The sequence below is a fragment of the Paenibacillus sp. UNC499MF genome (genome assembly GCF_900107975.1).
Classification (GTDB): domain Bacteria; phylum Bacillota; class Bacilli; order Paenibacillales; family NBRC-103111; genus Paenibacillus_F.
In genome coordinates, this window is record NZ_FNVF01000004.1 from 195791 (window position 1) to 221757 (window position 25967).

The following is a 25967-nucleotide window of genomic DNA, read 5'->3' on the forward strand; positions in this document are numbered from 1 at the left end:
GCCGGTGAGTGCTATTATGGGGGATAGAGTTCCGCTTGAAAAGAACGTACTTTTTAGTATTATAGGTACCTGGGAGTACCGTAGTATCTTTGGGGAAACCTATAATAGGGAGGCTAAACCATGACGACAAAGAAGAAATACAACATACCGGTTGAAGCGACATTGGAGATTATCGGAGGAAAATGGAAGTGTGTGATCCTGTGCCATTTGACGCACGGAAAAAAGCGCACCAGCGAGCTGAAGCGCCTTATGCCGGCGATTACGCAGAAAATGCTCACCCAGCAGCTGCGCGAATTGGAGGAAGACGGAGTAATCAAAAGAACGATCCACCAGGAAATCCCGCCTCGCGTGGATTACGAGCTCAGCGAATACGGGTGGGGGCTGCAAAAAATCCTCGATTCTCTGTGCGCCTGGGGCGAGAAACATATTATTAAAGTATACGGGGACAAGTCGGCGGTTCTGGAAGACAGCTTTTTAAACGAGAAAAGCTTCGGGGACACGGAAGAGGCCGGCGAGTTGACATAACATAGAAGAGAGGACTAAAATAGTTCTATGACTATCGAACAATTAACTGTGGAAGACGAGCAGCGGGTCAAGATTTTTAAGGCGCTGGCCGAAGTAAAGCGAATCGAAATGATCCGGTATCTTCATCGTCATGACCGCAGCAATACATGCGGCGAAATCGGCGAATCCGTAGGCATGGATAAATCGAACGTATCGTATCATTTGAAAATTTTGTATGAAGCCGGCCTCATAAAAGTGATCCGCAACGGCCAGAATAAAACGAGCGAACTGCGGAAAGACGTGTTTCACCAGTTTTTGCCGGGTTTCTTGGACAGTTTGTAAAATTGCCGGGAAACCTGGGTTTTTCGGCCTAATAGTTGCATAGTTTTAAAACTATCAAAATCGGGTAAAAAACAGGTCATGTCCGCTTTGGTACAGCTAGTTTGTATGATAGCATCCATTTTTATTAACCATTGTTCAATAAAATTAACGAGAAATGAGTGAATTCATGTGCCGATGAATAAACAAATCGTACTCCGTTCGCGTCCCGAGGGGATGCCGACCGTCGATAATTTCGAATTCCGGGAAGTTCCCGTAGCCGATCCTGCCGAAGGCCAGGTTGTCGTGCGTTCCCTATACTTGTCCGTTGACCCGTATATGAGAGGCAGAATGAACGACTCCAAATCTTATGTGCCACCATACAAGCTGGACGAGCCGGTCAGCGGCGGGATTGTAGGGGAGGTCGTCTCTTCCCGCTCGGAACAATTCGAAACCGGCGACAAAGTGCTGGGCATGCTCGGCTGGCAGTTGTACAACACGGTAGACGCTTCCTCCGTCCGCAAAGTGGACGAAAACCTGGCCCCGCTGTCCGCGTATTTGAGTGTCCTCGGACTGACGGGAATGACCGCCTATTTCGGTCTGCTGGATATCGGCAAGCCGAAAGAAGGCGAGACCGTCGTCGTGTCGGGTGCGGCCGGAGCGGTAGGCATGATGGTGGGACAGATCGCGAAGCTGAAAGGAGCACGCGTCGTCGGTATTGCCGGTTCGGACGAGAAAATCTCCTACTTGGAGAAGGAACTCGGCTTCGATGCCGCGGTTAACTATAAAACGGCGGAGAACCTGAATGAAGCGATAGCAAAAGCTTGCCCCGGCGGAGTCGACGTTTACTTCGACAACGTGGGCGGACAAGTTTCGGATGCCGTGATGAAACAACTGAACGACCATGCTCGCATTCCGCTTTGCGGCGCCATCTCTTCCTACAACAGCACGGACGGCGACCTCGGTCCCCGGATTCAGCCTCAGCTCATCAAGACCCGGTCTTTGATCCAAGGCTTCGTTCTGAGCGATTATTCTTCCCGTTTTCCGGAAGCCGGAGCGGATTTGGGCAAGTGGCTGTCCGAAGGCAAGCTGAAGTACGAGGAAACGATCGTAGAAGGCTTCGACAACGTCCCCAAAGCGTTCCTGGAACTTTTTAAAGGAACCAATCTCGGTAAAATGCTTGTAAAAGTAAGCGGGACGAACGGAGAGTAACGGGAAAACGTCAGCCGTCCAGCCAAAACGTAAGCGGCGACCATCAAGCCGCAAGAAAAAAATGAAGCAACGAATGGCGGGGGACTATATGTCCTCCTCCTCTCGTTAGACGGCAAATATAGAAAAGGAAGTGTTCAAGATGGCAGAATACGGGGAATTGGTCACACGACAGCGGACATTTTTCCATACCGGACAAACGAAAGAGATGGGGTTTCGTACCCGGGCTCTGAACAAACTCCAGGACGCCATCGGGAAGCATGAGAAAGATCTGCTGGCCGCCTTGAGAAAAGACCTGAACAAGTCGGAAGCGGAGGCTTATTCCTCCGAGATCAGGATCGTTCTGGAAGAAATCCGGTTCACGCTGGAAAATATTTCGTCGTGGATGGCACCGAAGCAGGTAGATACGCCGTCTTTCCTGGGCGATGCGACCAGTGTCATTTACCCGGAGCCGTACGGAGTAGCGCTCATCATATCGCCATGGAACTATCCGTTCCAGCTGGCCGTTGCGCCTCTCGTAGGGGCGATGGCTGCGGGCAACTGCGCCGTCCTTAAACCTTCGGAGTTTACTCCGGAAACGTCGCACATGCTTGCCAAGCTGGTGCGGGAAGACTTCCCGGAAGAGTACATTGCCGTAGTCGAAGGGGAAGTGGAAGCGAGCACGGCGCTGCTGAAAGAGAAGTTCGACACGATCTTCTTTACGGGCAGCACGCCGGTCGGCAAGGTCGTCATGGAAGCCGCGGCCAAGCATCTGACCCCGGTTACCCTGGAGCTCGGCGGCAAAAGCCCCTGCATCGTCCACGGCGACGCCGATCTGGAATCGGCCGCCAAACGCATCGCCAGAGGCAAATTCCTGAATGCCGGCCAAACCTGCGTGGCACCGGATTATCTTCTCATTCAGCGGGAGGTAAAGGACGCCTTCCTCGCAGAACTGAAGGCTGCCATTCATGCCCTGTATGGCGAGGACATTACGCGGAATCCGGACTTCCCCCGCATTGTGAGTGAGAAGCATTTCAACCGTCTGAGCGCCTTCCTGAGCGACGGGGAGCTGGTATCCGGCGGCAGGACGGATGCGTCCAGACTGTTTATCGAGCCGACGATCCTGGACTCCGTTACGTGGGAAGATCCGGTGATGCGCGATGAAATCTTCGGTCCGATTCTTCCGGTCCTGGTCTATGACGACCTTACCGAGGCGCTGGACAAAATTACGAGCCGTCCGAAGCCTCTTGCGCTGTATGTTTTCTCCGAAAACACCGAAGTGCAGGACCGGATTCTCGGCAGTGTTTCCTTCGGCGGAGGCTGCGTCAACGAAACGCTGGCGCATCTCACGTCGCCTTTCCTTCCGTTCGGCGGCGTGGGCGAGAGCGGAATGGGCTCCTACCACGGCCAGGGCAGCTTTGATACATTTTCGCATAAGAAAAGTATTTTGAAGCGCAAGGCGTAGCGCAAAACAGATAAAGCAAAACCCTCCGGTTCCGCATTTTGCGGGTTCGGAGGGTTTTTGCGTTTTGCCGGCTTACAGCCGTTCATTAGGGAACGGATTGCTCGTTTTGGACGTGATGATTTCATGCTGCGAGCCGTCTTTCTTAACACGACCGAGAGAAAAAACGATATCCGCGTAACGGTGCGTTTTAGAACTCTTTGTTTCATAAGTCATGAAATAGATCCAATCGCCGATCACGTTTAACTTAACGAGCGTGTTGTTTATCCGCAGCTTTTCCCCGCCGCCTTGCAGGTCGGTCAGGTACACTTTCCGGTCCAGGAAGCTCAGCGCCTTTTCCAGAACGAGATAATCGGGACCCACATAATAACGGCTCAAGGGCACATTGTCTACAGCCACAGATTCCTCGCCGGTCTGTATGGACATTTTCAGAAGCTGGTTAGCGTCCTTATGGTAGTAGATAAAGCCGTTGGCCGCGCGCAGTTCATGGACGAATTCCTTTGTGTAGGTTTTGCGGTTTCGGCCGTCAAAGTCCAGTGAATAGAGACCTCCGGTGCTCCGTTTGTAATAGATGCGTCCTTGATAAGGGACGAAATCCATGACGTCCTCGTCTTTTTGCGAAAGCTCTTGTTTGCCGCTTCCGTCAAGCTTCATTTTGAAAAGAGGGCCTGAGCCGAAACCCGCGGTAACGTTATAGTAAATCCAGTCCCCGGTTACATAGACTTGTCCGGCTTTTTCTTTGCTGAGCTTCGTGCGTTCGCTGCCGTCGGGCCGAATCCGGTACACTTCTCCCGCGTCGGTCCGTTCCCCTTGAGTAAGAAGCCGATAGTATACCCAGCCCCCGGTCACTTGGATCTGAGCGGCGGGGTCGTCCGAGATTTTTACAGACTCGGACCCGTCTTCTTTCATCCGGTACAGCTTGCTTTCATCACCCACATTCTGATAATACACCCACCCGTTCGATTGGGTGACGAATGCTTGATTCAGAATGTTTTGGACGTCGTTTCCTTCCCCCGGAGCAAACACGGAGGCAGGTGCCGGCGTATCACCCAGGGTTACCGTATGTGTATCGGCATTCCAAGCGATCGCAATGCCGAGTGCCTCGGCAATGAAGCGGACAGGCACCATGACCCGGCCGTTTTCTTGCTCCGCGGAGGACTCCAATGCGGCCTCCCGCCCGTCAATGTGCGCCAGAGTGCTCCCGACCGTCAGGTCGATAAGGGTGGCGCCTTTGCGCACGGTGGCGGTCTTCGTCGATTGGGACCATTCGACTTCCGTGCCGAACGCCTCCGACAGCGACCTCAGCGGGACGTAAGTCAAGCCGGATTCCGCTTGAATATAGGCGCGGGAATCGGGAAACAGTTCGGCGCCGTTGACGACGACCGACACATCCTGCCCCGGTGATGCGGATGCGGTGGAGATCCCTGCGGAGAAGTCGAACAGAGAGAGTCCGATCAGCGCGGGAACAAGGCGCAAGAGCCAACCTGTTTTACTTTTTAAGCGTGAAGAATTATCGTTCTTGCTGTTGCTGGTATGTAAGCCTGAAGAGAAGAATACGTTCATTCCGGATACAACCGACCTTTCCAAAGAAGATAGTTCCTATATCGGATGATGAGGACAATCCTTGCAGACCTTTCTCTAGGCCCGGATATAAAGCGTAAATTCCTGGCCGTCTCTAACGGGCTCCTGGGCCATCGTATAACCGTGCTTCACCACTTCTTCCGGCACGTTGCGGAAGGCGGCCGGGCAGTCTGCAATCACCTGCAGAAGCTGCCCTTTCTTCATATCGCGAAGGGTTTCCAGCGTATAAATGACGGGATACGGGCACGATTCGCCCCTGATATCGAGTGTGTAATCAACGGACATGGGTAGTGTCCCCTTTCTTGAATCCGGTTCCGAACCGGTAATTTTTCTGCCAATAAGCGGCCACGGCGAATCCGGCCGCAAGCAGCGCGAGCGTGGCGAACAGGGCGCCGTAAGGGCCCATGAGCGGGATCAGGTTAATCTTCGAGCCGCTCTTGGCGAGCAGGTTGAAGACGCCGAGATGATCCCAGGCGTAAGCGAGTGCGGTCGCTCCGATAATGTTGCCGATAAATACCGGCAGAAAGACGACCTGGCCTTCCATCAGCCGGTACATCATGCCGGTCTCGCAGCCCCCCGCAAGCACGATGCCGAGGCCGAACAAGATTCCGCCCACAAGCGTGCTGGGTGCGGCGATTTTGGTGATGGGCTCCAGCCCGTACACGAGAATGATGACCAGCGTAGCCACGGAGCTTATCGCCATCCCTGCGGTAATGGCCTTAGTCATGGTGGCGCGGCCGCTGATCCAGAGATCCCGGAACGCCGAGGTGAAGCAGATCTGCCCGCGTTCGATCAGAATACCGAAGGCTGCGCCGAAAATCGCGGCGGTGCCCAGCATGGTTTTGCCCGAGGCGAAGAAATAAACGATGAGCGCCGCGTAAGCGAGGGCAATCCCAGCCCCCACATAGGGCTGTACGACCCGTTTCTTCACGGCTGAAGGAGAAGCGGCCGTATTGCCTTTGCTCAGCACGGGCTTGCCTTTCCACCAGGCCGTGTTCACGACTTTCACGCCGAGATAAGTGCCGATCGCGGTAGCCGCGATAAAGATCCAGGAGTGCAGCGAGAACTGCGGCACCCCTGTGAAGAAGGCGGCCAGGTTGCACCCGAGGGCCAGCCTTGCGCCGAAGCCGGCGATAATTCCTCCCGCAAACCCCTGCACCAGGCGGCGTTTTTGCTTCGGAATGCGGATTTTAAAGTTGTTGCTGAACAGAATCATAACGAGGGCGCCGATAAACATTCCCCAGACGATCCATCCGTCGGTACGGGTCAGCGTAGTCCCGTTCATGCCGACCAGCTTGAAATAAGCCCAGTCCGACACATCCACGCCGAAGAGCTGGAGAATGTGACCGCCCAGACGGGTGAATTCTCCGGTTACCGCCCAGACGGTTTTCGTAATGCCGAAGTACAGAGCGCTTAATACACCGGCCAGACCCATGGCGATATAAGGACTCCAGTAATGAGTAAAAATTTTCTTGATGGTTCCCTGCATACTTCTTCTAGCCCCTAACTCTAAGTAGTCGAATTTATCCATTCCTCATTCTACTCAAACCATTCTACTACAACCTCCGGAACAATGGGGCAATCCCCTTTTATAAAAAATGCCGAAAACACAAAAAATCAGGGCAAAAAGTTTCTTTTGCACCTGATCCGATTTGTGACTTTATCCGTTTCATGAGGGAACGCGTCATTCGCTTCCGTTTTTTACGAAGTCCAGCAGCTTTACCAGCCATTCCGACTCCAGCTTCATCCGGTTATGAACATAATCCTGAATAAGATGAACGCTCGGCGGCGTTTTGTCCTTAAAGGCTTCCCAATCCTGATTCTGCTGCTCGCTCCGGTTCTTCATCTTGTCTATAACTTCCTCGATCAGAAAAATAAGCTTGTTCTTATCGGCATGCTGCAAAAACAAGGTAGACGAGTAGAGCGATTCGACTCCGGTGAAATTCCGAAAGCTCGCGTAGATTTCCTGCTCCAGGAACTCGCGGCCATTCGGTGTAATTCCGTAGGTCGTTTTTTCCGGTCGGTTGTCCTCGCGGATGACTTCGCGTTTTTCGATATAGCCCTTTTTCAACAGGACGTCAAAATTGTAATAAAGGGTCCCGTCGTTGATCTTGTGAACGTCCTCTATGTTGTTCTTCTTGAACATTTTCTTTATATCGTAAGGGTGGTGATTGCCTTCGCATAAGATTCCCAGAATAAAAATCTGAAGTGACATCGGAAAGTCTCCCCTTTGAACCAACATGTTGAAAAACCGGGGGTCCGCCGGACCCCCAAGCCTTCTTATTGTACACGAAGAGGGCTCAAGAAGCATCCGTCAGCGCTTTTTTCTTGAATCCGGGAGAAACGAACAGATAGGCCAGCTGCCCGACCACAAGCGACGCAAGGGCCATACCGGCGAGTCCGAGAAGGTTTTCCCCGACCTTGCCTCCGCCGAAGAGCAGGCTGAAATCGGTTTGTACGGTGTAGTACATGATGGAGATGTGGCTTATCCATCTGAACAGAGCCGGCATCATATCCTGGGTCATGACGGCGCCGCTGCTGATGGTCTGGAACAGCATAAGCGTCAGGTTCGCGAAAATAGCGGCGTCTTTGAGCAGGTAGCAGAAAATAGACATAAACTCGATTGCCGCGAACAGCTCCAGCGCATGAACGAGCCATACTTGAAGGAAGACGCTGGCTTCGTAACCGCCTTGGACCAGAAAATAGATCGTAAGTCCGATCAGCGGGGAGAAGAAGGCGACAAGCGCGTTTACTCCCTGTGCGTACCAGAATGCTTTGGCGCGGCCGAGGATAGGGGTATAAGCCCGGGTTGCGCCCGTGACCATCATGGAGAAAACCATGGCTCCCACATAGCTGACCATCGCCAGGAAGAAAGGCGCCATCTGATTATGCATACCCGCAGGCACTTTATTGATATTGATCATGTTGGGCGCAAGCTTGGCGGGAATTTCAGCCGCGAGCTGCTTGGCCTGTTCTTCGGGCATGTTCAAACTTTGCAGAATGCCCTGTGCGTTTTGTACGGCGAACTGCTGGTTCAGACTTCCGGTAATTTGCGTAACGACCGACTGCATCGTGCTGGTAACCGTCGCCGGGTTAGACTGGTTGATCATAAAATCCAACGGAGCTTTCTGATCCTGCTTAGAAAGCTTCTCCGTAAAGTCAGCCGGGATATGGATGACCATATGAACGTCTCGGTCGTTCAGCTCTTCCCGGGCCTGCTCCAGCGAAGCGCCCATAGTGACGTGGAAGGGCAGCTCTTTCTGCAAACCAGCTGCTATTTCCTTGCCGGCCTGCGTGTCTTCGTTGACAATCGCGACCTTAAGCTCGTCGATATTTTTGGGAATCGCGCTGTATCCGGACATAAAAATGGCGATAAACGCGACCTGGTAAAACAGGATCATCGTTAACCCGCCGATCACGGCTTTGCTTTTCATAAATTTTAAAAATCCGTTCACGTGCTCTCACTCCTAGAGAAATATATTCTAATCAAAGTACTCTAATTAGAGTAATTTATTTTTGTAATTCTACGCTTGGCAGAAGGACTTGTCAAATGAATAAATGATGAACACGATCCTCAGGATGAAACTAAGCCGTAAGACTCAAAATTTACGAAAAATTTATCGAAAACAGTCGAAAAATCCATGTTTTAAAATCATGTTTTCAGGTTTAATAGGAGTTAAGACCTAAAACTACATAAAAAAAGAGGAACCTTATGAAGTTCAAACAGAAGCTTGCGCTCAGTTTCGCAGCGGTATTGCTGCTGACTCTCACGGTCGGGGCTATCGGGCTCTACCAGCTTACCTCGGTAAATAAGGTGTACCAGAGCCTTATTAGCGACCGGGTGGAGAAAATTCTGCTTATCAAGGACCTGGAAACAACCGCGTCCGAAGAAGCCAAAAACGTGCGGGGATACCTCCTGACGGGCAATGAAGAACATTTTAAAAGCTATGAGCAGGACAGACAGACGTTCAAAGCGGAAATGAGCAAGCTGCAGGCTAATATACATCAGGATAAGTCCAAAGAACTGGCCGCCCGGTTAAGCAGTCTGGAAGAGCAGTATGCGGGCATAGTGGCCGAGATAGCGGCCTACAAAAAAGTGGAAGATATCCGGAATTACACCAGGCTGGTAGAAGAAAAATGCGTGCCGATGGCCCGCGAGCTGATGCAAACGGCTTCGGAGCTGGAGGACTATCAGCAGTCCTTGCTGGACCAGTCCGTCCAGGAGACTTCTCATCAGGTTGGCGACATCAAGACGCTTCTCTGGATCACGCTTCTTGCGGCGCTTGTCGCGGGCGTCGTGCTCGCTTATCTGATCACCCGGATGATCGCGCGCCCCGTAACGCTGGTGGCCCAGGCGGCCAAGCGGATCGCGGAGGGCGACTTGACGGGCGACGATGTGCGGCTTAAACAGAAAGATGAAATCGGCCAAATGGCGGGAGCTTTTAATGAAATGAAAGCGAACCTGAGGACGCTGCTTGCCAAAATCAACCGGAATGCCGTCGAAGTGGCCGCCGCTTCCAGAGAACTGTCGGACGGCTCCGAACAGGCGGTCGCGGGCTCGCAGCAGGTAGCCGAATCGATGCAGGATATTTCGGGCACCGCCGACCGGCAGGTGAACCAGCTGCGCGAGAACAAGCAGGCCATCGAAGAAAGCGCCCAGAGTATCCAGCGCATTGCCGAGTCGGCTTCCATTACGGTGGAGTCATCGGAGCAGGCGGCGCTGCAGGCGGAAGAGGGGAGAAAGCTGCTCGGGGAAACCGTCGTCCAGATGAAACAGATCCGGACCACGATAGAGGAATCCGCCGCGGTTATTCACGACCTGGGCGAGCAGTCCCGTAACATTGAGAAGATTACGGCCTTCATCAAGGATATCGCCCAGCAGACCAACCTCTTGTCGCTTAACGCGAGCATCGAGGCGGCCAGAGCCGGGGAGAACGGCAAAGGGTTTGCCGTCGTAGCGGGAGAAGTGAAGAAGCTGGCGGAGCAGACGGGAGAAGCCTCGGAGCAGATCGCCAGAGGCATTCAGCGGATGGTTCAGACGGTAGCCCAATCGGTGACCGCCATGAACCGGGGCTCTGCCGAGGTGGAGGCCGGAACGCGCGTTATGGACCGTACCGGCGAAGCGTTTAACGGCATCTACCGGGCCATCGGGACCGTAACCGGCCAGGTGCAGGAAGTCTCGGCCGCGACCGAAGAGCTGTCGGCCGCTACGGAGCAGCTGCTGAAGGCGGAGGAACAGCTTTCGGGCTTGTCCGCGGATATTTCCGGCCACTCCCAGAGCGTGGCGGCCGTCTGCGAGGAGCAGCTTGCCTCTATGGAGGAAATCTCCGCATCTTCCGAGGCGCTCAGCCGCATGGCGAAAGAGCTGCAGGACGAAATTCAGAAGTTCAAATTCGAGAGTGACGAACCGGAGGCCGCAAGCAGTCCCGGCGTTCATTACCGGGGACACGGGGAGCTGGCGGCAGCCGCTTCCTAAGCTATCCGGTCAATATGCAGCAAGAAGCCGCCTGCCGTGGAGTAAGATCCGCGGCAGGCGGCTTTTTTGTGGATGGGCAGAGACCGGGGGAGGCGGCAACCCGACCGGGTGTCCGCCGGTCAGCGCAGGATGTAACCGCCGTCGGGGAACAGAGTGCTTCCGGTCGTGCAGCCGTTCGTCATCAAGTACACGACCGTCACGAGGAAATGCCTTTTTCTTATGACCCAAGATTGTACCGGCAAAACGCTCGCTTCATCCACCTTTTGCTGCGCAAAAATTATAGTCTCGCAAGCTTGGAAAGGGGACACCTTTTCCCGCTCCGGTAACATCCGCTCCTTCAAAAAGATATTTGCGATTTCGGAAGAAAAAGCATTGACGCCATATACTTATCGTTATAATATTTATCGTAATAAATAAATGCAGGAAAGGAATGCCATGAAACTTACCGATTATTGCGTCAAGGTGGGCGAGCTGCTGCGGGTGATCGATACGAAACACGCCAAAATCGTCAACCAGCACTATTCTCCGCATAATCTTACGGCTCCGTCGATCAACATTTTGCTTCTTCTCGATAAGGAAGGGGCGATGAGGGTCAGCGATATCGGGGCGGCGCTCAATATGGTCGACAGCAACGTTTCGGCCATTTGTTCCCGGCTGGAGAATATGGAACTGGTCGAGCGTTTCAGGACGAAGGAAGACCAGCGCGTGGTCAAGATCCAGTTGTCTCCGGCAGCGGAGGAAAAGATGAAGGATATCATCGCCAACGTGCGGGATTTTCAGGAACTTTTCGTTAAAAACTCTTCGCGGGAAGAGCTTGAAGAAATTGTCCGGGGACTTTCCCTGCTGGAGCGGCTTCTGGATAACGTTTTGAAAGAAAAGATGAAGTAGGCCGGGCGCAGTGCGACTTGAGCTGAAAGCAAGGAGAAAGATGCAGCACCCGTTCGGAAAAATCGCCAACCGGCCCGGCAAGGCGGAAAACTAAGCTGCCGAGGACTCGAAGGCACCAGGGACGCTTTAGGGATGTTGCCGAAGCCGTCCACGAGCATTTCTTCTGACTTCAGCTTGCTGAAGAGGCGGAGTCGATTGGCAGACGGAGGAAACGAGCGCACGGTATGCGCCGGACCTGCCGCGGAAATCGTCTTAAACGGCGCAGGCTGGTAATAAGCAGTCTATGCCGGGCGTTCTGCTATCATTTATCCGACTAAACAGATAGGTTTAGAAGTAAACAAAAAGATTTCATACATTTGCAGTATTTTAAATTTTGATCTGGAGGGGTTTTTATGAAAAGGTCCAAAAGCTTGGCCGTTGTCCTCATGTCCGTCATTCTTCTCTTGGTAAGCGCCTGCAGCGGGACGGGGAGTCCGGAAGGGGCCGAGAGCCCGTCCGGTCCGAAAACCGGGGGCAGCCTCATCGTGGCGATCAAGGATGACCCGAAAACGTTCAACCCCCTGTACGCCGGGGACCGCATGTCCCTGACGATCGGCAAGTCGCTGTTTTCGCCGCTTTTCAGCATTAATGACGGCAAGAAAACATTCGTGCTGGCCGAGAGCCTGACGCCTTCCGCGGACCTTAAATCGTACGTGCTGAAGCTGCGCAGCGGCCTGACGTGGCATGACGGGCAGAAGCTGACGGCCGACGACGTCGTGTTCTCCTTCGAGCAGGTGCTGGACGAGAAGCAGCACAGCTATTTCCGCAGTCTGTTCGTGCTGGACGGCAAGCCGATTCAGGCGAAGAAAGTCGACGATCTGACGGTGGAGTTCCTCCTCCCGCAGACAACGGCGGCATTCGAAGGCGCGCTGGTCCAGCTGATTCCGATTCCGAAGCATATTTTTGCCGGAGAAAGCGATTTGGAGAAAAGCGCCAAAAATAATCAGCCGGTAGGTTCGGGGCCTTTTAAATTCAAAGAGTACCGTCCGGGAGAATACGTGACGCTGGAACGGTCCGACTCTTATTTTGCCGGAAAAGCGAAGCTCGACAGCATCACTTACCGCGTGGCCAAGGACAGCAGCGCGGCCGTGCTTGCCCTTCAGAACGGGGAGATCAACATGATGCTGATCGAGCCCCAGGACTACAACAAAGTGAAGGGCACCGGTCAGGCGAACGTCATCACGTTCCCGTCGGGCGGCGTTACGACACTGGTATTCAACACGAACATCGAGATCATGAACAAGAAAGAAGTCCGTCAGGCGATCGTGCACGGCCTCGATAAGAAGGAACTGATTACGACAGGTTTTTCGTCGCAGGAGTTTGCGGAACCGGCTTCTTCCATTTTTTCGCCGGATACCTTATACCAGCAGAAGGACTTGAAGGGTTACGACTACAATCCGGAAAAAGCGAAAGAGCTGCTTAAAGCGGCCGGCGCCGAAGGACTGAAAATCCGCTTCGCGTACTACAACGGCAGCAAGGCGGAAGAGAACATGTCGCTATATCTGCAGCAGAAGCTGAAAGCTATCGGCGTTACCGTAGAGCTGATTCCCCTGGACGGAGCGGCGCTGGGCAAGAAAGCCCTGAACAAAGACAACAAGGAATACGACCTGTCTTTCGGCGGCTACAGCATGGGCTTCGAACCCGATGCCTACAAACCGCTCTATCTCAGCAGCGGATCGTACAACTATTCTCATTATAAAAACAGCGAATTCGACGCGCTGTGGACAAAAGCCGCCGTGGAGACGGATCCGGCCAAACGCGCGAAGCTCTACCAGACGATTCAGGAAATTTCCGCCGAGGAGGTCACGACGTACCCGATCGCTTACGGCAAGTCTATCGTGGCGGTGGACGCGAGATTCGGAGGTCTTGAAGAGGCGGTGCCGAAACAAGTGGTGCTGTTTGACGATTACTCGAAAATCTACATGAAGTGATGCCGGTAGCCGGGACGGAACCGAAGACAACCAGGCGTCATTGACGGAGGAATTTCATTTGGGAAAATACGTGCTGCACCGCATCCTGCAGTTGATACCTATCCTGCTCTTTATTTCGATCGTTTCGTTCGCGCTGATCCGGCTGGCGCCCGGCGATCCCGTACTTTCTTTCGTAACGCCGAATATGAGCCCGGAGGATGTGGAACGGATCCGCCGGAACATGGGGCTTGATCAGCCTCTTTATACGCAGTACTTGCTCTGGCTGAAAAATGTGCTGACGGGCAATTTCGGTTACTCGCTCAACAATCACAGGCCCGTGCTGACTCTGATCGTGGAGCGCCTTCCCGCCACCATCGGGCTGATGGGCTCGGCTTTCCTGTTATCTCTGCTGATCGCGGTTGTGCTGGGACTGATTTCGGCCGTGTATAAAAACAAGCTGGCGGACCGTGTGCTCAGTCTTCTGTCGTACATCGGCATATCCCTGCCGGGCCTGTGGTTCGCGCTGATTCTGATCTATGTCTTCACCGTCAAGCTGCACTGGCTTCCGAGCATGGGAATGCGGACGATCGGAGTCCATTCCGCCTGGGATGTCATCAAGCACGGTATCATGCCGTGCCTGGTGCTCTGCATCACGCATGTGTCGGTGTTCATGCGCTACATCCGCTCAAGTACGATCAGTCAGCTGGAGGAGGATTATGTCCAGATTCAGTATGCTTACGGCTCGACCCGGCGCACGGTGCTTTTCCGCCATATTCTGAGGAATGTGCTCCTGCCTGTGATCACGCTGTTCGGCTTGTCCTTTGCGGAGATCATCACCGGCGCTTTTATTGTAGAAAGTATTTTCTCGTGGCCCGGCATGGGCTCGCTCGGCATCAACGCCGTCTTCGGTCTGGATTATCCGCTCATTATGGGCATGACGATGATGTCGTCCTTCCTGCTCATATTCGGTAATTTGCTGGCCGACGTGCTGTACGGCCTGGCTGATCCCCGAATAAAAACGATGAGGTGAGGACGAATGAACACCATGAGATGGCGCCTGCTCAAGGCGCAGCTGCTCCGGCAGAAGTCCGGCCTCGCGGCGCTGATCCTGCTGGCGCTGTACGCGCTGGCGGCGGTATTCGCATTCGCCGTCCCGTACGATCCGAATGCCATTCAACTGACGGAGCGGCTGCAGCCTCCGAGTGCCGGGCACTGGTTCGGGACGGACGATAACGGCCGCGATTATTTTGCGCGGGCCTTATACGGAGGCCGGGTTTCGCTCAGCGTAGGCTTCCTGTCGATGATCCTGTCCGTCTTTATCGGGACGGCCGTAGGCACGGTCAGCGGCTATTTCGGCGGCAAAACAGACAGCTTTATTATGCGCGGCGTCGATATTCTGCTGTCCATTCCGTCTTTTTTCCTGATGCTTATTCTGAACGCTTATTTAAAGCCGAGTATTTCGACTATCATTCTCATTATCGGTCTGCTCAGCTGGATGTATATCTCGCGGATCGTGCGGGCGGAAACCATTTCCGTCAAAGAAAGAGAGTATGTGCTGTATGCCCGGGTATCCGGGCAGAGCACCTTCCGGATCATCGCCCGGCACATTATTCCGAGCATTATCCCGACGATTATCGTAGCCGCCACCATTTCGATAGCGGGCACGATTATGATGGAGTCCGCGCTAAGTTTTCTCGGACTCGGCGTAAGACCGCCGTATGCCTCCTGGGGAAGCATGCTGAACAACGCCAAAGGCTATCTGGGCGAAAGCCCTCATTTGGCCTTGTTTCCGGGCCTGTTCATTCTGACGACAGTTCTTAGCTTCAACTATCTGGGTGATGTGTTCCGTTCGGCGTTCGAACCGAAGGTGAACCGGCGCTAACTTTTTCAGCAACGGAGTGGAGATGAATGGCTTCCTTATTATCGGTTCGTGATTTAAAAACCTCGTTCTTCACCCGGGAAGGCGAGGTGCAGTCCGTCCGGGGCGTAAGCTTCACGGTAGAGGCGGGCGAGATGGTCGGGATCGTGGGCGAATCAGGCAGCGGCAAAAGCGTGGCGGCCAAGTCCCTGATCCGGCTGATTCAGCCTCCCGGAAAGATCGTCGGCGGCGAGGTGATGCTCCAGGGGGCGGATACGCTGCGGCTGCCGGAAGAAGAGCTGCGGAAGCTCCGCGGCAACCGGGTGGCGATGATTTTCCAGGATCCGATGACTTCGCTTAATCCCGTTGTCAAAGTCGGGGCTCAGCTCACCGAAGTGATCCGCCGCCATCAGAAGCTCGGCCGCAAGGCGGCCCGCCAGCGGGCTGTAGAACTGCTCCGGGAGGTCGGCATTCCGTCGCCGGAGAAGAGAATCGACCAGTACCCGCATGAATTCAGCGGGGGCATGCGGCAGCGGGTGATGATCGCGATGGCGATTTCCTGCCGGCCCGAGCTGCTGATCGCCGATGAGCCGACCACCGCGCTTGACGTTACGATCCAGGCTCAGATTCTGGATTTGATGAAAAATCTGTGCGATACGACGGGGACGTCGGTTCTGCTCATTACGCACGATTTGGGCGTGGTCGCGCAGGTGTGTAACCGGGTCGTGGTCATGTATGGCGGGCTGGTGATGGAAGAGGGACCGGTGGACGCCATTTTCGGGGCACCGCGGCATCCGTACACGCAGGGGTTGCTGCGGTCCATTCCGAAAGCGGGGGGCGCATCCCGGGAGAAGCTCGTGCCTATCGAGGGCACACCGCCGAATCTGCTCGATCCGCCCCCGGGCTGCCCGTTCATGGAGCGCTGTCCCCATGCGATGGAGAAGTGCCTGCGGCTCCCGCCGTATTACGAAAACCAGCCGGGGCACCGCTCGCTGTGCTGGTTGGGGGAAGAGGCGGGAGAAGACTCGCCTGCGGCTCCCGTAGAGGCGGATACCGCTGCTGCCGGAGCCGGAGCGGGTTTCGGCTTCGCGGCGGAAGGCCGCGGATTGCCGGGAGCGAAGCGGAGCCTGGCGCCGGAGAGAGACGTACGGATCGCCGGCACGCAGGCGGGAGAGCCCGGCAGCCCCGATAGCGGGAGCGTGCCGCAAGGGGTGGACGCAAAGCGAAAGGAGGAAGACGCATGAGCGGAAAGCACGGTACGACAGTTTCAGACGCGAGCCCTGCTGCGCCGAAGGGGACGGATTTCGGCGCGGGGGAAGACCGCAAAACCGGGGCCGCGAGCCGCTCCGCTGCTTTAGCGGACCCGGACTCTGTCCGTCGGGAACCGGCAGACGGCTCCCTTCTCCCGGACCGGGACGTGCTGATCGACGTCCGGGGGCTTAAAAAATATTTCCCGGCGTCCCGATCTTTGTTCGGGCGTGTCACCCGGGAGCTGAAAGCGGTCGACGACGTCAGCTTCCGCATCCACCGAGGCGAAACATTCGGGCTTGTCGGGGAATCCGGCTGCGGCAAGTCGACGACGGGCCGCTGCATCATCCGGCTGCACGACGTCACTTCCGGGAAAATCTCCTATGACGGCCGCGACATGGCCGCTATGACCGAGAAGGAACTGAAGCCTTACCGGAAGCGGATGCAGGCCATTTTTCAGGACCCGTATTCCTCGCTGAATCCGGGTATGAACGTCCTCCAGCTGATCTCCGAGCCGATGGAGATTCACAGCGCCTATTCACGAGCGGAACGGCGTGAGCGCGTGTTTGAGCTTCTCGCCAAGGTCGGCTTGAAGAGCGAACATGCCGAGCGCTACCCCCACGAATTCAGCGGAGGCCAGCGGCAGCGGATCAGCATCGCCAGATCGCTGGCGGCCGGACCGGAATTTGTGCTGTGCGACGAGCCGATTTCGGCGCTGGACGTGTCGGTGCAGGCACAGGTGGTCAATATGCTGGAAGAACTCCAGGATGAACTCGGGCTGACCTACTTGTTCATCGCCCATGACTTGTCCATGGTGCGCCATATTTCCACCCGCATCGGCGTGATGTATCTCGGTAAGCTGGTGGAGGTCGCCCCGAGCGAGGAGCTGTACACGAATCCGGCTCATCCTTATACGGAGGCGCTCCTGTCCGCGATACCGGTTCCCGACCCCAAGGCGGCTGCGGCAGGCGGACGCATTCTGCAAGGAGATCTGCCGAGTCCGCTGGAAACGATAACGGGATGCAAATTCCGCTCCCGCTGTCCGTTTGCGATAGGCCGATGCGCGGTGCAGGAGCCGGAGCTGCGGGAGATTGCACCGGGGCATTATGCGGCCTGCCACTTGCATGAGTAACGGGTTTTTCTATAAACTGGAATGAAAATAAACCAAGATGCCGCGGGCACCAACAGGCGGCATACGAATAGAGGTGGTTCTATGGAGACGCAGGCAAGATTTTCGCAAAAAACGGCCATACTGCTGGAACGAGTACGCCGGTTAGGGCTTTCCGACGAGGTGCTGCTGGCCAGCGCGGCGTCCGGAGATGTTAAGCCTCTGCAGGAAGCTTCCGGCAGCGATACGGACTACGAGGATTTTTTCGTTTACGGTGAGACTCATGGCGAACAAATTGCCGAAGGCATCCGAAACGGCTACCGGATGAAGTTCAATACGATCGGCGGGCTTCAGACGTGGCTCAAAGAACGGCTCGGCCGGGAAACCGGCACGGATTTCACCGCGTCCGTAGGCCGGATCGACGGGCTCTCGCTGACGGCGGACGAGGCGGAGCTGCTCGGCGGTTCATTGGCGTCAAACTGGCTTCTGCGGGAGGCGTCGCTGGAAGCGGAAGGAGGGGCGGATCAGGCATCCGTGAATGAGAATGCCCCCGCACTCTCGGCCTCGGGACAAACCGGCACTTATTCGCTTCTTCTTAAATTTTTGCCCGAGAGAGATTGATACACAAGCGAAGGCTGGAACCGAGCGTTATGCGGGGTTCCGGCCTTTTATTGATGCAAGCGGGCCGCAACCTTCGCTGCCGTATAGACTGCCGGAGGAAGCAGATTCGCTGCATGTTTTATCCCGCCCTGACACATTCGCTCGTAAAACGTTGACTCGCCAAACCGGCTGTGGCTCTCACGGCATCAATGGGTAATACCCGCCGGATAGAATGCAGCACAGATAGCAGGGGAATCGCACAGCGGCGGTCGGACTAGGCCGGTTCACCGCAAAAAAGGAATTCCGCAACAACATTCGCTTCCCCCCCCCCCCATTCTCAGAAAGGAGGTCAGCCTGATATGCTGACGACAAGCGAGTTCCAAACGTACAAGCCCGCTATTCTTTCACTGCCGGCGGACCGCCCGCTTACCAAAGAAGACCTGCTCACGGACGACTTTCTTATGAAGCGGAGCGGCCGGCTGGCCATGTATTACGCGCCCCACAACGAATTTATCCGTCCGGCCGCCCGGGTTGTGATCGTGGGGATTACGCCGGGCTGGACCCAGATGAAAACGGCCTTCGAAACGGCAAGGGCCGGTTTGCTTCAAGGACTGCCTGAAGGCGAGATCGTCCGAAAGGCGAAGGAAGCGGCAAGGTTTTCGGGAAGTATGCGCCGCAACCTCATTTCGATGCTGGACGAGCTTGAACTGCACCGCTATCTGGGGCTTCCTTCGAGCGAGGAGCTGTTCGCGCAGGGCACAGGAACTGTGCTGCACACGACTTCTCTGCTGAGGTACCCCGTTTTCGTACAGGGAAAAAACTACACGGGAGCCCAGCCGCCCCTCTTATCCAATAAATTTCTGCGGGAAACGGCCGTCGCCTTTACGAAGGAAGAGCTGGACCGGCAGCCCCGGGCGCTGATTATTCCGCTTGGCAGGACGGTGGAGGGCCTGCTGCATCTGATGGAAGAGGAAGGGTTTCTCGGGCAGTGCGGCATTCTGCACGGGTTTCCGCATCCTTCGGGGGCCAACGGACACCGCCATAAGCAGTTCGCCGATCACCGGGACGCCATGAAGCGGCGGCTGGAAGAGACGCTCGGACAGGCAAGGTGATTCAGGCGCGAGTTACCAGTTCCGGTAAGCGTCGATAAACGCCTGGGATGCCCGCGAAAGCCACCCGTCCTTGAGACCGACCAAAGCGGATTGAGCCGGAAGGATATCCCCTTCGATAGGGATATACCGCAGGAGCGGGCCGGGGTGCAGCTTTAGCACGGTTTCCGGCACGATTCCGGCTCCGAGACCCGAGGAAACGAGCTGGAGCAGAGTGGACATGTCGGAGCATTCGCACACGATGTCGGGCGTGAGCCGCCTTTTCGCGAATTCTTCATGAATCATATGATGAAGCCCCAGCCCCTCCGTGCTCGGAATAATGAGCGGGTACTCGCGGATCCGCTCGAACGTGATGGGGCTCTGCGCTTCCGTGTCACCGGCGGCCGTTACGAAGAAGTAATGCTCCGAACGCAAATAATGTACCGTAAAATCCTGCAAGGGCAGGGGAAGCGGCATGCGCACAATGGCCAGGTCGATGGCCTGATCTTTAAGCAGCCGGCAGAGGAGCGACGATTCGTTCTGATGAATTTTGAACGTAAACTGGGGGTGATTCTGTCTGAATTCGCCCAAAATGCGGGGAAGCAGGTCGTCGGACAGCGTATTGACCCCGATGTAGAGCCTGCCCGACCAGCCGCTGCGCACAGCGTGAATCTCTTCCTGCGCTTCTTCCATGGAAGCGATGATTTTGACCGCATGCTTGTACAGGGTCCGGCCTTCTTCGGTGAGCAGCATTTTGCGTCCCTCTCTGCGGAATAAAGGGGCGCCGAGCGTTTCCTCCATCGCTTTCAGCTGCTGGCTGAGCGGGGGCTGGGCGATATGCAGTCTTTTGGCGGCGGCCGTAATCTGGCCTTCTTCCGCAATGGCTTTGAAATAATGCAGTTGTTTCAGATCCAACACTAATCGTCTCCTTCCTTCCATACGAAAATCATATAGGAAACAAATTTTATTGATATTATTTATATACTTCCCATCATGATACCATGGAACTGGCGCATTTAATCCGAATCGTGGAAAGAGGGAAGTTATCCGATGAATTCAACCGATGTATTTATAAAGCGGGCCGTAGAGCTTGCATGCACGAATACGCGTGACAAAAAAGGCAAACCGTTCGGAGCCGTAATTGTAAAAGACGGCCGTATTATCGCGGAAGGCGTCAACGATGTGCTGGAGACGCACGATCCTACCGCTCATGCCGAAATCCAGGCCATACGGGAAGCGAGCCGGGTCCTGAGCCGGCCGGATTTATCCGATTGTGAGCTGTATGCCAGCGGCGAGCCCTGTCCGATGTGCCTGGCCGCCGTCTATTGGGCCAAATTCAAGGCGTTTTATTACGCCTATACGGAAGAGGAAGCTTCGCGAATCGGCATGAGCACGAAATTCGTTTACGATCAACTGGCGCTTCCTGCCGATAAAAGAGTCGTTCAGCTCGTCCGCGTGGAGCCGGATTCTCCGGAACATCCCTACGCGGTATGGAAAGAGAGCCAGGCCTGAGCATGCGCGCGATGTTAACGCCCAAGATGTCCCTGGCCGGCCTCCAATGGATGTTCTTCATTCTGACGAACACGATTGTGGTACCGCTCACGCTGGGGCATGTCTTCCAGCTGCCGCCGGGTCAGATTGCCTTCTCTCTGCAGGTATCCTTCGTGCTGACCGGCGCCGCCTGCATACTTCAGGCGTACTGGGGCCACCGGTTCGCCCTGATGGACGGTCCGGCGGGCGTCTGGTGGGGCTTCACGCTCAGCATTGCCGCATCGGCCGCCGCAAGCGGCGCGGATATGAAGGCGGTCGGCGGTTCTCTTGCCGCCGGGTATCTCCTGTCCGGCCTGATGATGGTCGTCCTCGGGCTGCTCGGTTTCGCGCGTATTCTGCGCAAGCTCTTTAACCCGGTCGTCATCAGCGTTTCCCTGTTTCTTCTGTCCGCCCAGCTTATGGCGAATTTCTTCACAGGCATGCTCGGCATCGGGGAAGACGGGCGGATGAATCCGCCCGTAGCCCTTCTGTCGGTGCTGATCGCGCTGTTCGTCGCGGCGGTTTATTTGAAGGGGCGCGGCTGGGTGAGCAACTTTGCCATGCTTTTCGGCATTTTGCTGGGCTGGGCCGCATATGGCCTCACCTTCCCGGCACCCGGCAGCATGCCGGAACATGCTGCGGCCGTACGCGAGCTTTTTCCATGGGGAAGTCTCCGGCTGGATCCCGGAATTATGGCCGCTTCTTTCGTCGTCGGCTTCATCAACATGTCCAACACGGTGACTTCGCTGAAAGCCGCCGAGAGGCTGTACGGAGAAGCCGCCACGGAGAGCCAGTACCGCCGGTCGTTTACGATCACCGGCCTCATGACTTTGCTGACACCGGTATTCGGCCTGATTCCGTTCGGCACGTTCGCCTCTTCCATGGGGCTGCTGGAGAGCATGAAGATCCTGCACCGGCAGGCTCTCGCCATCGGCGGCGGCCTTTTTCTCATGCTGGGACTGATCCCGGCTCTCGGAGGGTGGTTTTCCGGCCTGCCGGTCAGTGTCGGGAGCGCCGTTCTTTTCGTCGCTTATTTGCAGATGTTCGGTACGGCGGTCCGCTCTGTGGAGGGGACGGCATTCAATTCCAAAACCATTTATCGTCTGGCCCTGCCCATTCTGCTCGGCATCAGCATCATGAACACGCCCTCCGTCGTATTCTCGGCCCTGCCCGTTTATATCCGGCCCCTTGCGGGCAACGGTCTGGTAGTGGGGATTCTGATGTCCCTGATCCTGGAAACCTGCGTAAACTGGACAAAGCTGGATATCGCCAAGGAAAAGGGGTACGATTAAAAGAAACCGCATAAGCTGGGAATCAGACGCCGAAACCGGGTAATAAACAGGAAACCGCCAAGGCGGATTTATTCTGAAGATCCGGCGGTTTAATCGCTTAAGAGCGGATGAGTTTAACGGCTCCGGCCTCTAAAATTCAGCCGTCTTATCGTTGAAAGACGCGGCAGGGGAGTGAGACAATGGTTCAATTCGATTACTTGTTGAGGGTGCTTGTCGCCGGTATATGCGGAGCGCTTATCGGATACGAGCGGAAAAGCCGCTCCAAGGAAGCGGGGATCCGTACTCATTTTGTTGTGGCCGTGGGTGCGGCGCTTATGATGACGATTTCCAAATACGGCTTTCAGGATCAGCTGGACTGGCCCAATCTGGGCTTGGACCCTTCCCGTGTGGCTGCGCAGGTCGTCAGCGGTGTAGGCTTCCTCGGTGCCGGCATGATCTTCATGCAGAAGCAGACGGTGAAGGGGCTTACGACTGCCGCCGGCATCTGGGCAACGGCCGGGGTGGGGATGGCGGTCGGTGCCGGCATGTACTGGCTCGGAATCGGCGTCACGCTCCTGATCCTGGCTGCGCAGAAGGTGCTGCACGGCCGGTTCAATTGGCTCGCGGCTCCGAAAAGCGAGCATTTGTTCATACGTCTGGCTAACGAGCCGGACGCACTGGAGACGATTCTGGCGGCCGTCCGGGGCCGGGGCATCAAGGTACTCAGTTTTACGATGGACAATGCCGCCAAGGAAACGGATGAGATTGTTCTGGAGATCACCGTGAGGCTGCCCGAAACGTACCGGCTGGAGGAGCTTCTGAGTCTGACTCGGGAAGTCCCGGCCCTGCTTGCCATCGAAGTTCAGTAAGCATGCTGCCGCAATACCGTCCCCCATCCCGGAGGGCGGTATTTGTTTTGAACGCGGTAAGTCCGCGCTGCATATACTGCATAACCGAAGCAGAGGCATCGGAAACGCTTGCAACCGTTCGCAGAACGGATATCCAAACTTTTTCGCCGAGGTGAGGCTGGTGGGAACCCGATTATTAGCCGAGCAGTTGATTCAGCGGCGCTATCCTCATTTGAGATATGTCCGTGTTCATACAGACGGTAAAAATACGGCGGTCATCTACGCGTGGAACGAAGAACTCCTTCTAACCGCGGAAGACATTGCCCATTTAAAAGAATTCGCTTCGAGCTATTTGCTGCCTCATGTCTGCTTTAAAGTAAAACCTTACGACCAGATCAAGGCGGACGGCATTCCGCAGGCCCGCGTCCAGGAGCTTCCGGAGACGATCTGGAAAGCGGCGGTGGCCCGGGAATCCAGCCAGTACCGCATTGCGGCGGCGCTGAACGACATGTTCACGTCGAGCATCCGCTTTACCTTCAGCCGGTACGATTCGGTCACGGGTACCGTCCATTTCGTAGCCCGGGCTTCGGTTCCCGTCACCGACGCGGTCAAGGAGAGAGTCCAGCGCTACCTCTATGAAATGCTTCCGCTGGGAGCCCGGAGCGAGGTTACGTACTATTGAGAGGTCTCGCATAAAAAAGATCACCCCTGCGTGAAGCGGATGCGCTTCCCTGCAGGGGTGATTTGTTTTCCGGCCGCCACTTTTGGGGGCGGCATGCTTTCTTTAGTCCCGGCGGTATCCTGCTGCGGGTTAGTTTAGAGCAAGTGCGGTGGCCTAACGGGCTTTATCCGGCTGGATGAAGCAGAGGACCCGCTCAGTTGTCCGGCTCCAGCTTGAACCGCCGGGTCTCGCCGATCAGATGCTGTGCCGTCGCTTTAAGCTGGTCGGACATGTCGGTCAAGGCGACGACGGCCGTACGCTGCTCTTCCATCGTGGCGGCGACCTCCTCGGTTCCGGCCGCAGTCTGCTGGCTGATCGCGGACAAGTTCGAGATGGAATTCAGCATGCCGTCTTTAATCGCGGTAATCTTATCAATGCTTTCGGACATCACTTGGATGCGGGAAGTGGTTCTCTCCACCGCGTCCGAGATGCCGGCAAAAGCAACCTTCGTGTATTCCAGGGACTGATTCTGCTGGCTCATCAGCTCGTTATACTCGGTGAAAGACACAAGGGTGCTGCCGATTTCCTGCTGAATGTCCATGACGATGGAGTTGATAATGTCCGCGGACTGCTCCGACTGCTGGGCCAGCTTCTTCACCTCATGGGCGACGACTGCAAATCCGGAGCCGTGCTCGCCGGCTCTGGCCGCCTCGATGGAGGCATTCAGCGCAAGCAGGTTGGTTTGCGAAGCGATCTCCCGGATAATCCGGATGATATGGCTGATTTCTTCGGACTTCGTTTTAAGCGCGTGAACGATGGCATGGGTATGCTCGTTCTTCCGTGTTCCTTCCGCCGCAAGATTCTGCAGGGAATTCAGCTGCTGGAGTCCGGCCGCGCTCAGTCCTTCCGTATCCTGAGCGATGGCTACCGTCTCTCCGGTATCTTCCCGGAGCCGGAGCATCAGCGAGTCGATGTCGTTCACCATCTGGCTGTTCTGCTCGGCTACGGCCGCCTGTTCGCCCGCCCCGGTGGCAATTTCCTCGACGGACCGGGTGACCTCCAGCGAAGAGCCGGAGAACGATTTCGTCTGCTGGAACACTTCGCCGGCCACCTCCGTCACGGTATGCGCCGAAACCGACACCTGGCGGATCAACCCGGCCAGGGAGAGGGCCATGTCGTTGAAGCTTCTGGCGAGATCGGCGATCTCGTCTTGTCCCTTCAGCTTCACCTTATGCGTGAAGTCGCCCGCCTCCAGTTTGTGCATCCCGCTGCGCAGAGCCTTGATCCGGGCGGCAAACTGGCGTACAAACAAGTAGAGACCGGTCATGCCGATGACAAAGGTTATACCCAGAATCCAGATGGTCTGGATCTTGATATTGTCGCGCATCACGCCGGCCATGGCGTTCAAGCCGAAATCAAGCCCGATGACGCCGATGACGGTGCCGCTGGCATCCTTGACGGCTTTGGACAGCGTCATAGTCGAGATGCTGGTGTTCACGGCGTCCAGGTACGGATCGGACCAGTTTACCTTATCCGGATTGGCGATGGCCGCTTTGTACCAGCCGCGTTCCCGCGAATCGAAATTCGTGAGATCGACTTCAAGGGGAACCTTGGGATAAATGTAGGACTGGCCTTTGACAGTCGAGTAGAACATGCTCAAATAATAGTTCTGATCGAGCAGGGTAGGGAAAAAGTTCACGTAAAAATCGTTTTGGCGGACATCGTTCACTTTCTGCATATTCTGGTAGTCGGTCCGCTTGGGTTCAGGGAAGGCAAATTTATCAAGCTGCATTTCGGGTTTGGCGGCTGCTTCCAGAACGAGCTTCTCCGCTTCGGAGAACATTTCCGCGAAGCGGGGAGACAGCTTTTCCAGCTCTTCTTTTTTACCGGTTACTGCCGTGTAGTTGACGAATTCGGTCTGTTTGTAAGTGAGATAACCGAGCAGAGATGCGGGCAGCAGCAGTGCGGCGGCTATAATGATAAACAATTTTCCCTGCACGCTGCGCAGCCGGTTTAAACCATTCATAGATGAACCTCCCTAAACAATATCCATTAAAATTTCCCTGTATAGTGTGAAATAAAGCGGCAAATAGGCGCTGACTGGCTGGAAACCCGGAATTTCAGGATTCCGCAGATGCCGGCAGTTGATTTCAGCGAGTTTTCCCGGAGAGGCTTGCGATAATTTTGTAAGCGCGTTCAAGAATGCTGCATCACGCTCCTTAATAAGACCATAACCGGACTTTTAAAGCGGGTGTGTGACTTGTGGACCTCGGCGCGTCATGCCGATGCTTCTAAGCTTCAAGTTAAATGGTTTGACTCGGCAGTATCGAATCAGGTCCTTTTCGCATCGCTCCTTCCGACAGACTCATGTACAGCCTTTACATGAAAT

23 protein-coding genes and 1 pseudogene are annotated in these 25967 nt (G+C 55.5%); 17 read left to right on the forward strand and 7 right to left on the reverse strand.

Annotated features, from left to right (window positions below):
• Window positions 1–120: 120 nt before the first annotated feature.
• From C4S74_RS11655 to C4S74_RS11670, 4 genes are all read left to right on the forward strand, one after another.
• On the forward strand, window positions 121–525 hold the full coding sequence (locus C4S74_RS11655; RefSeq protein ID WP_103995499.1) for a helix-turn-helix domain-containing protein: 405 nt from the start codon (window positions 121–123) through the stop codon (window positions 523–525).
• Between the two features lie 27 nt (window positions 526–552).
• Entirely contained in the window at window positions 553–846 is a 294-nt protein-coding gene (locus C4S74_RS11660) for a helix-turn-helix transcriptional regulator (protein WP_103995500.1), read from the forward strand.
• A 168-nt stretch (window positions 847–1014) separates the two neighbouring features.
• Complete coding sequence (locus tag C4S74_RS11665; protein ID WP_103995501.1) at window positions 1015–2034, forward strand: NADP-dependent oxidoreductase; 1020 nt, start codon at window positions 1015–1017, stop codon at window positions 2032–2034.
• Window positions 2035–2173: 139 nt separating this feature from the next.
• A complete protein-coding gene (locus C4S74_RS11670; protein ID WP_103995502.1) occupies window positions 2174–3475 on the forward strand; it encodes an aldehyde dehydrogenase in 1302 nt (433 codons plus the stop codon).
• Window positions 3476–3547: 72 nt separating this feature from the next.
• On the opposite strand, the gene C4S74_RS11675 is transcribed toward C4S74_RS11670, so the two are convergent.
• The 5 genes from C4S74_RS11675 to C4S74_RS11695 all read right to left on the reverse strand — a co-directional run bounded on the left by C4S74_RS11675 (window position 3548) and on the right by C4S74_RS11695 (window position 8508).
• Window positions 3548–4948: a DUF5050 domain-containing protein gene (locus tag C4S74_RS11675; protein ID WP_103995659.1), complete on the reverse strand. Its 1401-nt coding sequence runs from the start codon at window positions 4946–4948 to the stop codon at window positions 3548–3550.
• Between the two features lie 162 nt (window positions 4949–5110).
• On the reverse strand, window positions 5111–5338 hold the full coding sequence (gene yedF, locus C4S74_RS11680; RefSeq protein ID WP_009675875.1) for a sulfurtransferase-like selenium metabolism protein YedF: 228 nt from the start codon (window positions 5336–5338) through the stop codon (window positions 5111–5113).
• Window positions 5328–6542 (reverse strand): selenium metabolism membrane protein YedE/FdhT, encoded by a 1215-nt coding sequence (gene yedE / locus C4S74_RS11685; protein ID WP_103995503.1) that lies wholly within the window; start codon window positions 6540–6542, stop codon window positions 5328–5330. The genes yedF and yedE overlap by 11 nt, the downstream gene beginning before the upstream one ends.
• Before the next feature lie 195 nt (window positions 6543–6737).
• Window positions 6738–7268, reverse strand: coding sequence for a PadR family transcriptional regulator (locus C4S74_RS11690; protein WP_103995504.1), 531 nt, complete (start codon window positions 7266–7268; stop codon window positions 6738–6740).
• Between the two features lie 85 nt (window positions 7269–7353).
• On the reverse strand, window positions 7354–8508 hold the full coding sequence (locus tag C4S74_RS11695) for a YhgE/Pip domain-containing protein (protein WP_103995505.1): 1155 nt from the start codon (window positions 8506–8508) through the stop codon (window positions 7354–7356).
• 257 nt (window positions 8509–8765) lie between these two features.
• Here C4S74_RS11695 and C4S74_RS11700 point away from each other — a divergent pair, with 257 nt between their 5' ends.
• The 9 genes and pseudogenes from C4S74_RS11700 to C4S74_RS11745 all read left to right on the forward strand — a co-directional run bounded on the left by C4S74_RS11700 (window position 8766) and on the right by C4S74_RS11745 (window position 19292).
• Window positions 8766–10529, forward strand: coding sequence for a methyl-accepting chemotaxis protein (locus C4S74_RS11700; protein ID WP_103995506.1), 1764 nt, complete (start codon window positions 8766–8768; stop codon window positions 10527–10529).
• 435 nt (window positions 10530–10964) lie between these two features.
• Window positions 10965–11417, forward strand: a complete 453-nt coding sequence (locus C4S74_RS11710) for a MarR family winged helix-turn-helix transcriptional regulator (RefSeq protein WP_103995507.1) — start codon at window positions 10965–10967, stop codon at window positions 11415–11417.
• A 392-nt stretch (window positions 11418–11809) separates the two neighbouring features.
• Window positions 11810–13387: an ABC transporter substrate-binding protein gene (locus C4S74_RS11715; protein ID WP_103995508.1), complete on the forward strand. Its 1578-nt coding sequence runs from the start codon at window positions 11810–11812 to the stop codon at window positions 13385–13387.
• Between the two features lie 58 nt (window positions 13388–13445).
• A complete protein-coding gene (locus C4S74_RS11720) occupies window positions 13446–14396 on the forward strand; it encodes an ABC transporter permease (RefSeq protein WP_103995509.1) in 951 nt (316 codons plus the stop codon).
• A gap of 6 nt (window positions 14397–14402) precedes the next feature.
• Window positions 14403–15248, forward strand: coding sequence for an ABC transporter permease (locus tag C4S74_RS11725; protein ID WP_103995510.1), 846 nt, complete (start codon window positions 14403–14405; stop codon window positions 15246–15248).
• A 26-nt stretch (window positions 15249–15274) separates the two neighbouring features.
• Window positions 15275–16270 (forward strand): annotated as a pseudogene (locus tag C4S74_RS11730) (ABC transporter ATP-binding protein); the annotation flags it as partial.
• Window positions 16271–16464: 194 nt separating this feature from the next.
• Window positions 16465–17604 (forward strand): ABC transporter ATP-binding protein, encoded by a 1140-nt coding sequence (locus C4S74_RS11735; RefSeq protein WP_103995511.1) that lies wholly within the window; start codon window positions 16465–16467, stop codon window positions 17602–17604.
• An 81-nt stretch (window positions 17605–17685) separates the two neighbouring features.
• Window positions 17686–18201 (forward strand): hypothetical protein, encoded by a 516-nt coding sequence (locus C4S74_RS11740; protein ID WP_103995512.1) that lies wholly within the window; start codon window positions 17686–17688, stop codon window positions 18199–18201.
• Between the two features lie 338 nt (window positions 18202–18539).
• Window positions 18540–19292 carry a hypothetical protein gene (locus C4S74_RS11745; protein ID WP_103995513.1) on the forward strand — a complete coding sequence of 251 codons (753 nt, stop codon included), beginning with the start codon at window positions 18540–18542 and terminating at the stop codon, window positions 19290–19292.
• Window positions 19293–19304: 12 nt separating this feature from the next.
• Here C4S74_RS11745 and C4S74_RS11750 read toward each other — a convergent pair whose 3' ends face one another.
• A complete protein-coding gene (locus tag C4S74_RS11750; RefSeq protein ID WP_103995514.1) occupies window positions 19305–20183 on the reverse strand; it encodes a LysR family transcriptional regulator in 879 nt (292 codons plus the stop codon).
• A 135-nt stretch (window positions 20184–20318) separates the two neighbouring features.
• On the opposite strand from C4S74_RS11750, the gene C4S74_RS11755 reads away from it, so the two are divergent.
• The 4 genes from C4S74_RS11755 to C4S74_RS11770 all read left to right on the forward strand — a co-directional run bounded on the left by C4S74_RS11755 (window position 20319) and on the right by C4S74_RS11770 (window position 23599).
• Window positions 20319–20780 (forward strand): nucleoside deaminase, encoded by a 462-nt coding sequence (locus C4S74_RS11755; RefSeq protein ID WP_103995515.1) that lies wholly within the window; start codon window positions 20319–20321, stop codon window positions 20778–20780.
• Window positions 20781–20782: 2 nt separating this feature from the next.
• Window positions 20783–22090 carry a uracil/xanthine transporter gene (locus C4S74_RS11760; RefSeq protein WP_103995516.1) on the forward strand — a complete coding sequence of 436 codons (1308 nt, stop codon included), beginning with the start codon at window positions 20783–20785 and terminating at the stop codon, window positions 22088–22090.
• A 179-nt stretch (window positions 22091–22269) separates the two neighbouring features.
• Window positions 22270–22938, forward strand: a complete 669-nt coding sequence (locus tag C4S74_RS11765) for an MgtC/SapB family protein (RefSeq protein ID WP_103995517.1) — start codon at window positions 22270–22272, stop codon at window positions 22936–22938.
• 160 nt (window positions 22939–23098) lie between these two features.
• The gene (locus C4S74_RS11770) at window positions 23099–23599 is read left to right on the forward strand and encodes a hypothetical protein (protein ID WP_103995518.1); all 501 of its coding nucleotides are present in this window, start codon (window positions 23099–23101) and stop codon (window positions 23597–23599) included.
• A 193-nt stretch (window positions 23600–23792) separates the two neighbouring features.
• On the opposite strand, the gene C4S74_RS11775 is transcribed toward C4S74_RS11770, so the two are convergent.
• Entirely contained in the window at window positions 23793–25604 is a 1812-nt protein-coding gene (locus tag C4S74_RS11775; protein ID WP_103995519.1) for a methyl-accepting chemotaxis protein, read from the reverse strand.
• Between the last annotated feature and the right edge of the window lie 363 nt (window positions 25605–25967).

Coding starts and splice junctions, on each gene's coding strand:
- C4S74_RS11655 (WP_103995499.1), top strand. CDS start 121: ATGACGACAAAGAAGAAATACAACATACCGGTTGAAGCGACATTGGAG.
- C4S74_RS11660 (WP_103995500.1), top strand. CDS start 553: ATGACTATCGAACAATTAACTGTGGAAGACGAGCAGCGGGTCAAGATT.
- C4S74_RS11670 (WP_103995502.1), top strand. CDS start 2,174: ATGGCAGAATACGGGGAATTGGTCACACGACAGCGGACATTTTTCCAT.
- yedF (WP_009675875.1), bottom strand. CDS start 5,338: ATGTCCGTTGATTACACACTCGATATCAGGGGCGAATCGTGCCCGTAT.
- yedE (WP_103995503.1), bottom strand. CDS start 6,542: ATGCAGGGAACCATCAAGAAAATTTTTACTCATTACTGGAGTCCTTAT.
- C4S74_RS11690 (WP_103995504.1), bottom strand. CDS start 7,268: ATGTCACTTCAGATTTTTATTCTGGGAATCTTATGCGAAGGCAATCAC.
- C4S74_RS11700 (WP_103995506.1), top strand. CDS start 8,766: ATGAAGTTCAAACAGAAGCTTGCGCTCAGTTTCGCAGCGGTATTGCTG.
- C4S74_RS11710 (WP_103995507.1), top strand. CDS start 10,965: ATGAAACTTACCGATTATTGCGTCAAGGTGGGCGAGCTGCTGCGGGTG.
- C4S74_RS11715 (WP_103995508.1), top strand. CDS start 11,810: ATGAAAAGGTCCAAAAGCTTGGCCGTTGTCCTCATGTCCGTCATTCTT.
- C4S74_RS11725 (WP_103995510.1), top strand. CDS start 14,403: ATGAACACCATGAGATGGCGCCTGCTCAAGGCGCAGCTGCTCCGGCAG.
- C4S74_RS11735 (WP_103995511.1), top strand. CDS start 16,465: ATGAGCGGAAAGCACGGTACGACAGTTTCAGACGCGAGCCCTGCTGCG.
- C4S74_RS11740 (WP_103995512.1), top strand. CDS start 17,686: ATGGAGACGCAGGCAAGATTTTCGCAAAAAACGGCCATACTGCTGGAA.
- C4S74_RS11745 (WP_103995513.1), top strand. CDS start 18,540: ATGCTGACGACAAGCGAGTTCCAAACGTACAAGCCCGCTATTCTTTCA.
- C4S74_RS11755 (WP_103995515.1), top strand. CDS start 20,319: ATGAATTCAACCGATGTATTTATAAAGCGGGCCGTAGAGCTTGCATGC.
- C4S74_RS11760 (WP_103995516.1), top strand. CDS start 20,783: ATGCGCGCGATGTTAACGCCCAAGATGTCCCTGGCCGGCCTCCAATGG.
- C4S74_RS11765 (WP_103995517.1), top strand. CDS start 22,270: ATGGTTCAATTCGATTACTTGTTGAGGGTGCTTGTCGCCGGTATATGC.
- C4S74_RS11775 (WP_103995519.1), bottom strand. CDS start 25,604: ATGAATGGTTTAAACCGGCTGCGCAGCGTGCAGGGAAAATTGTTTATC.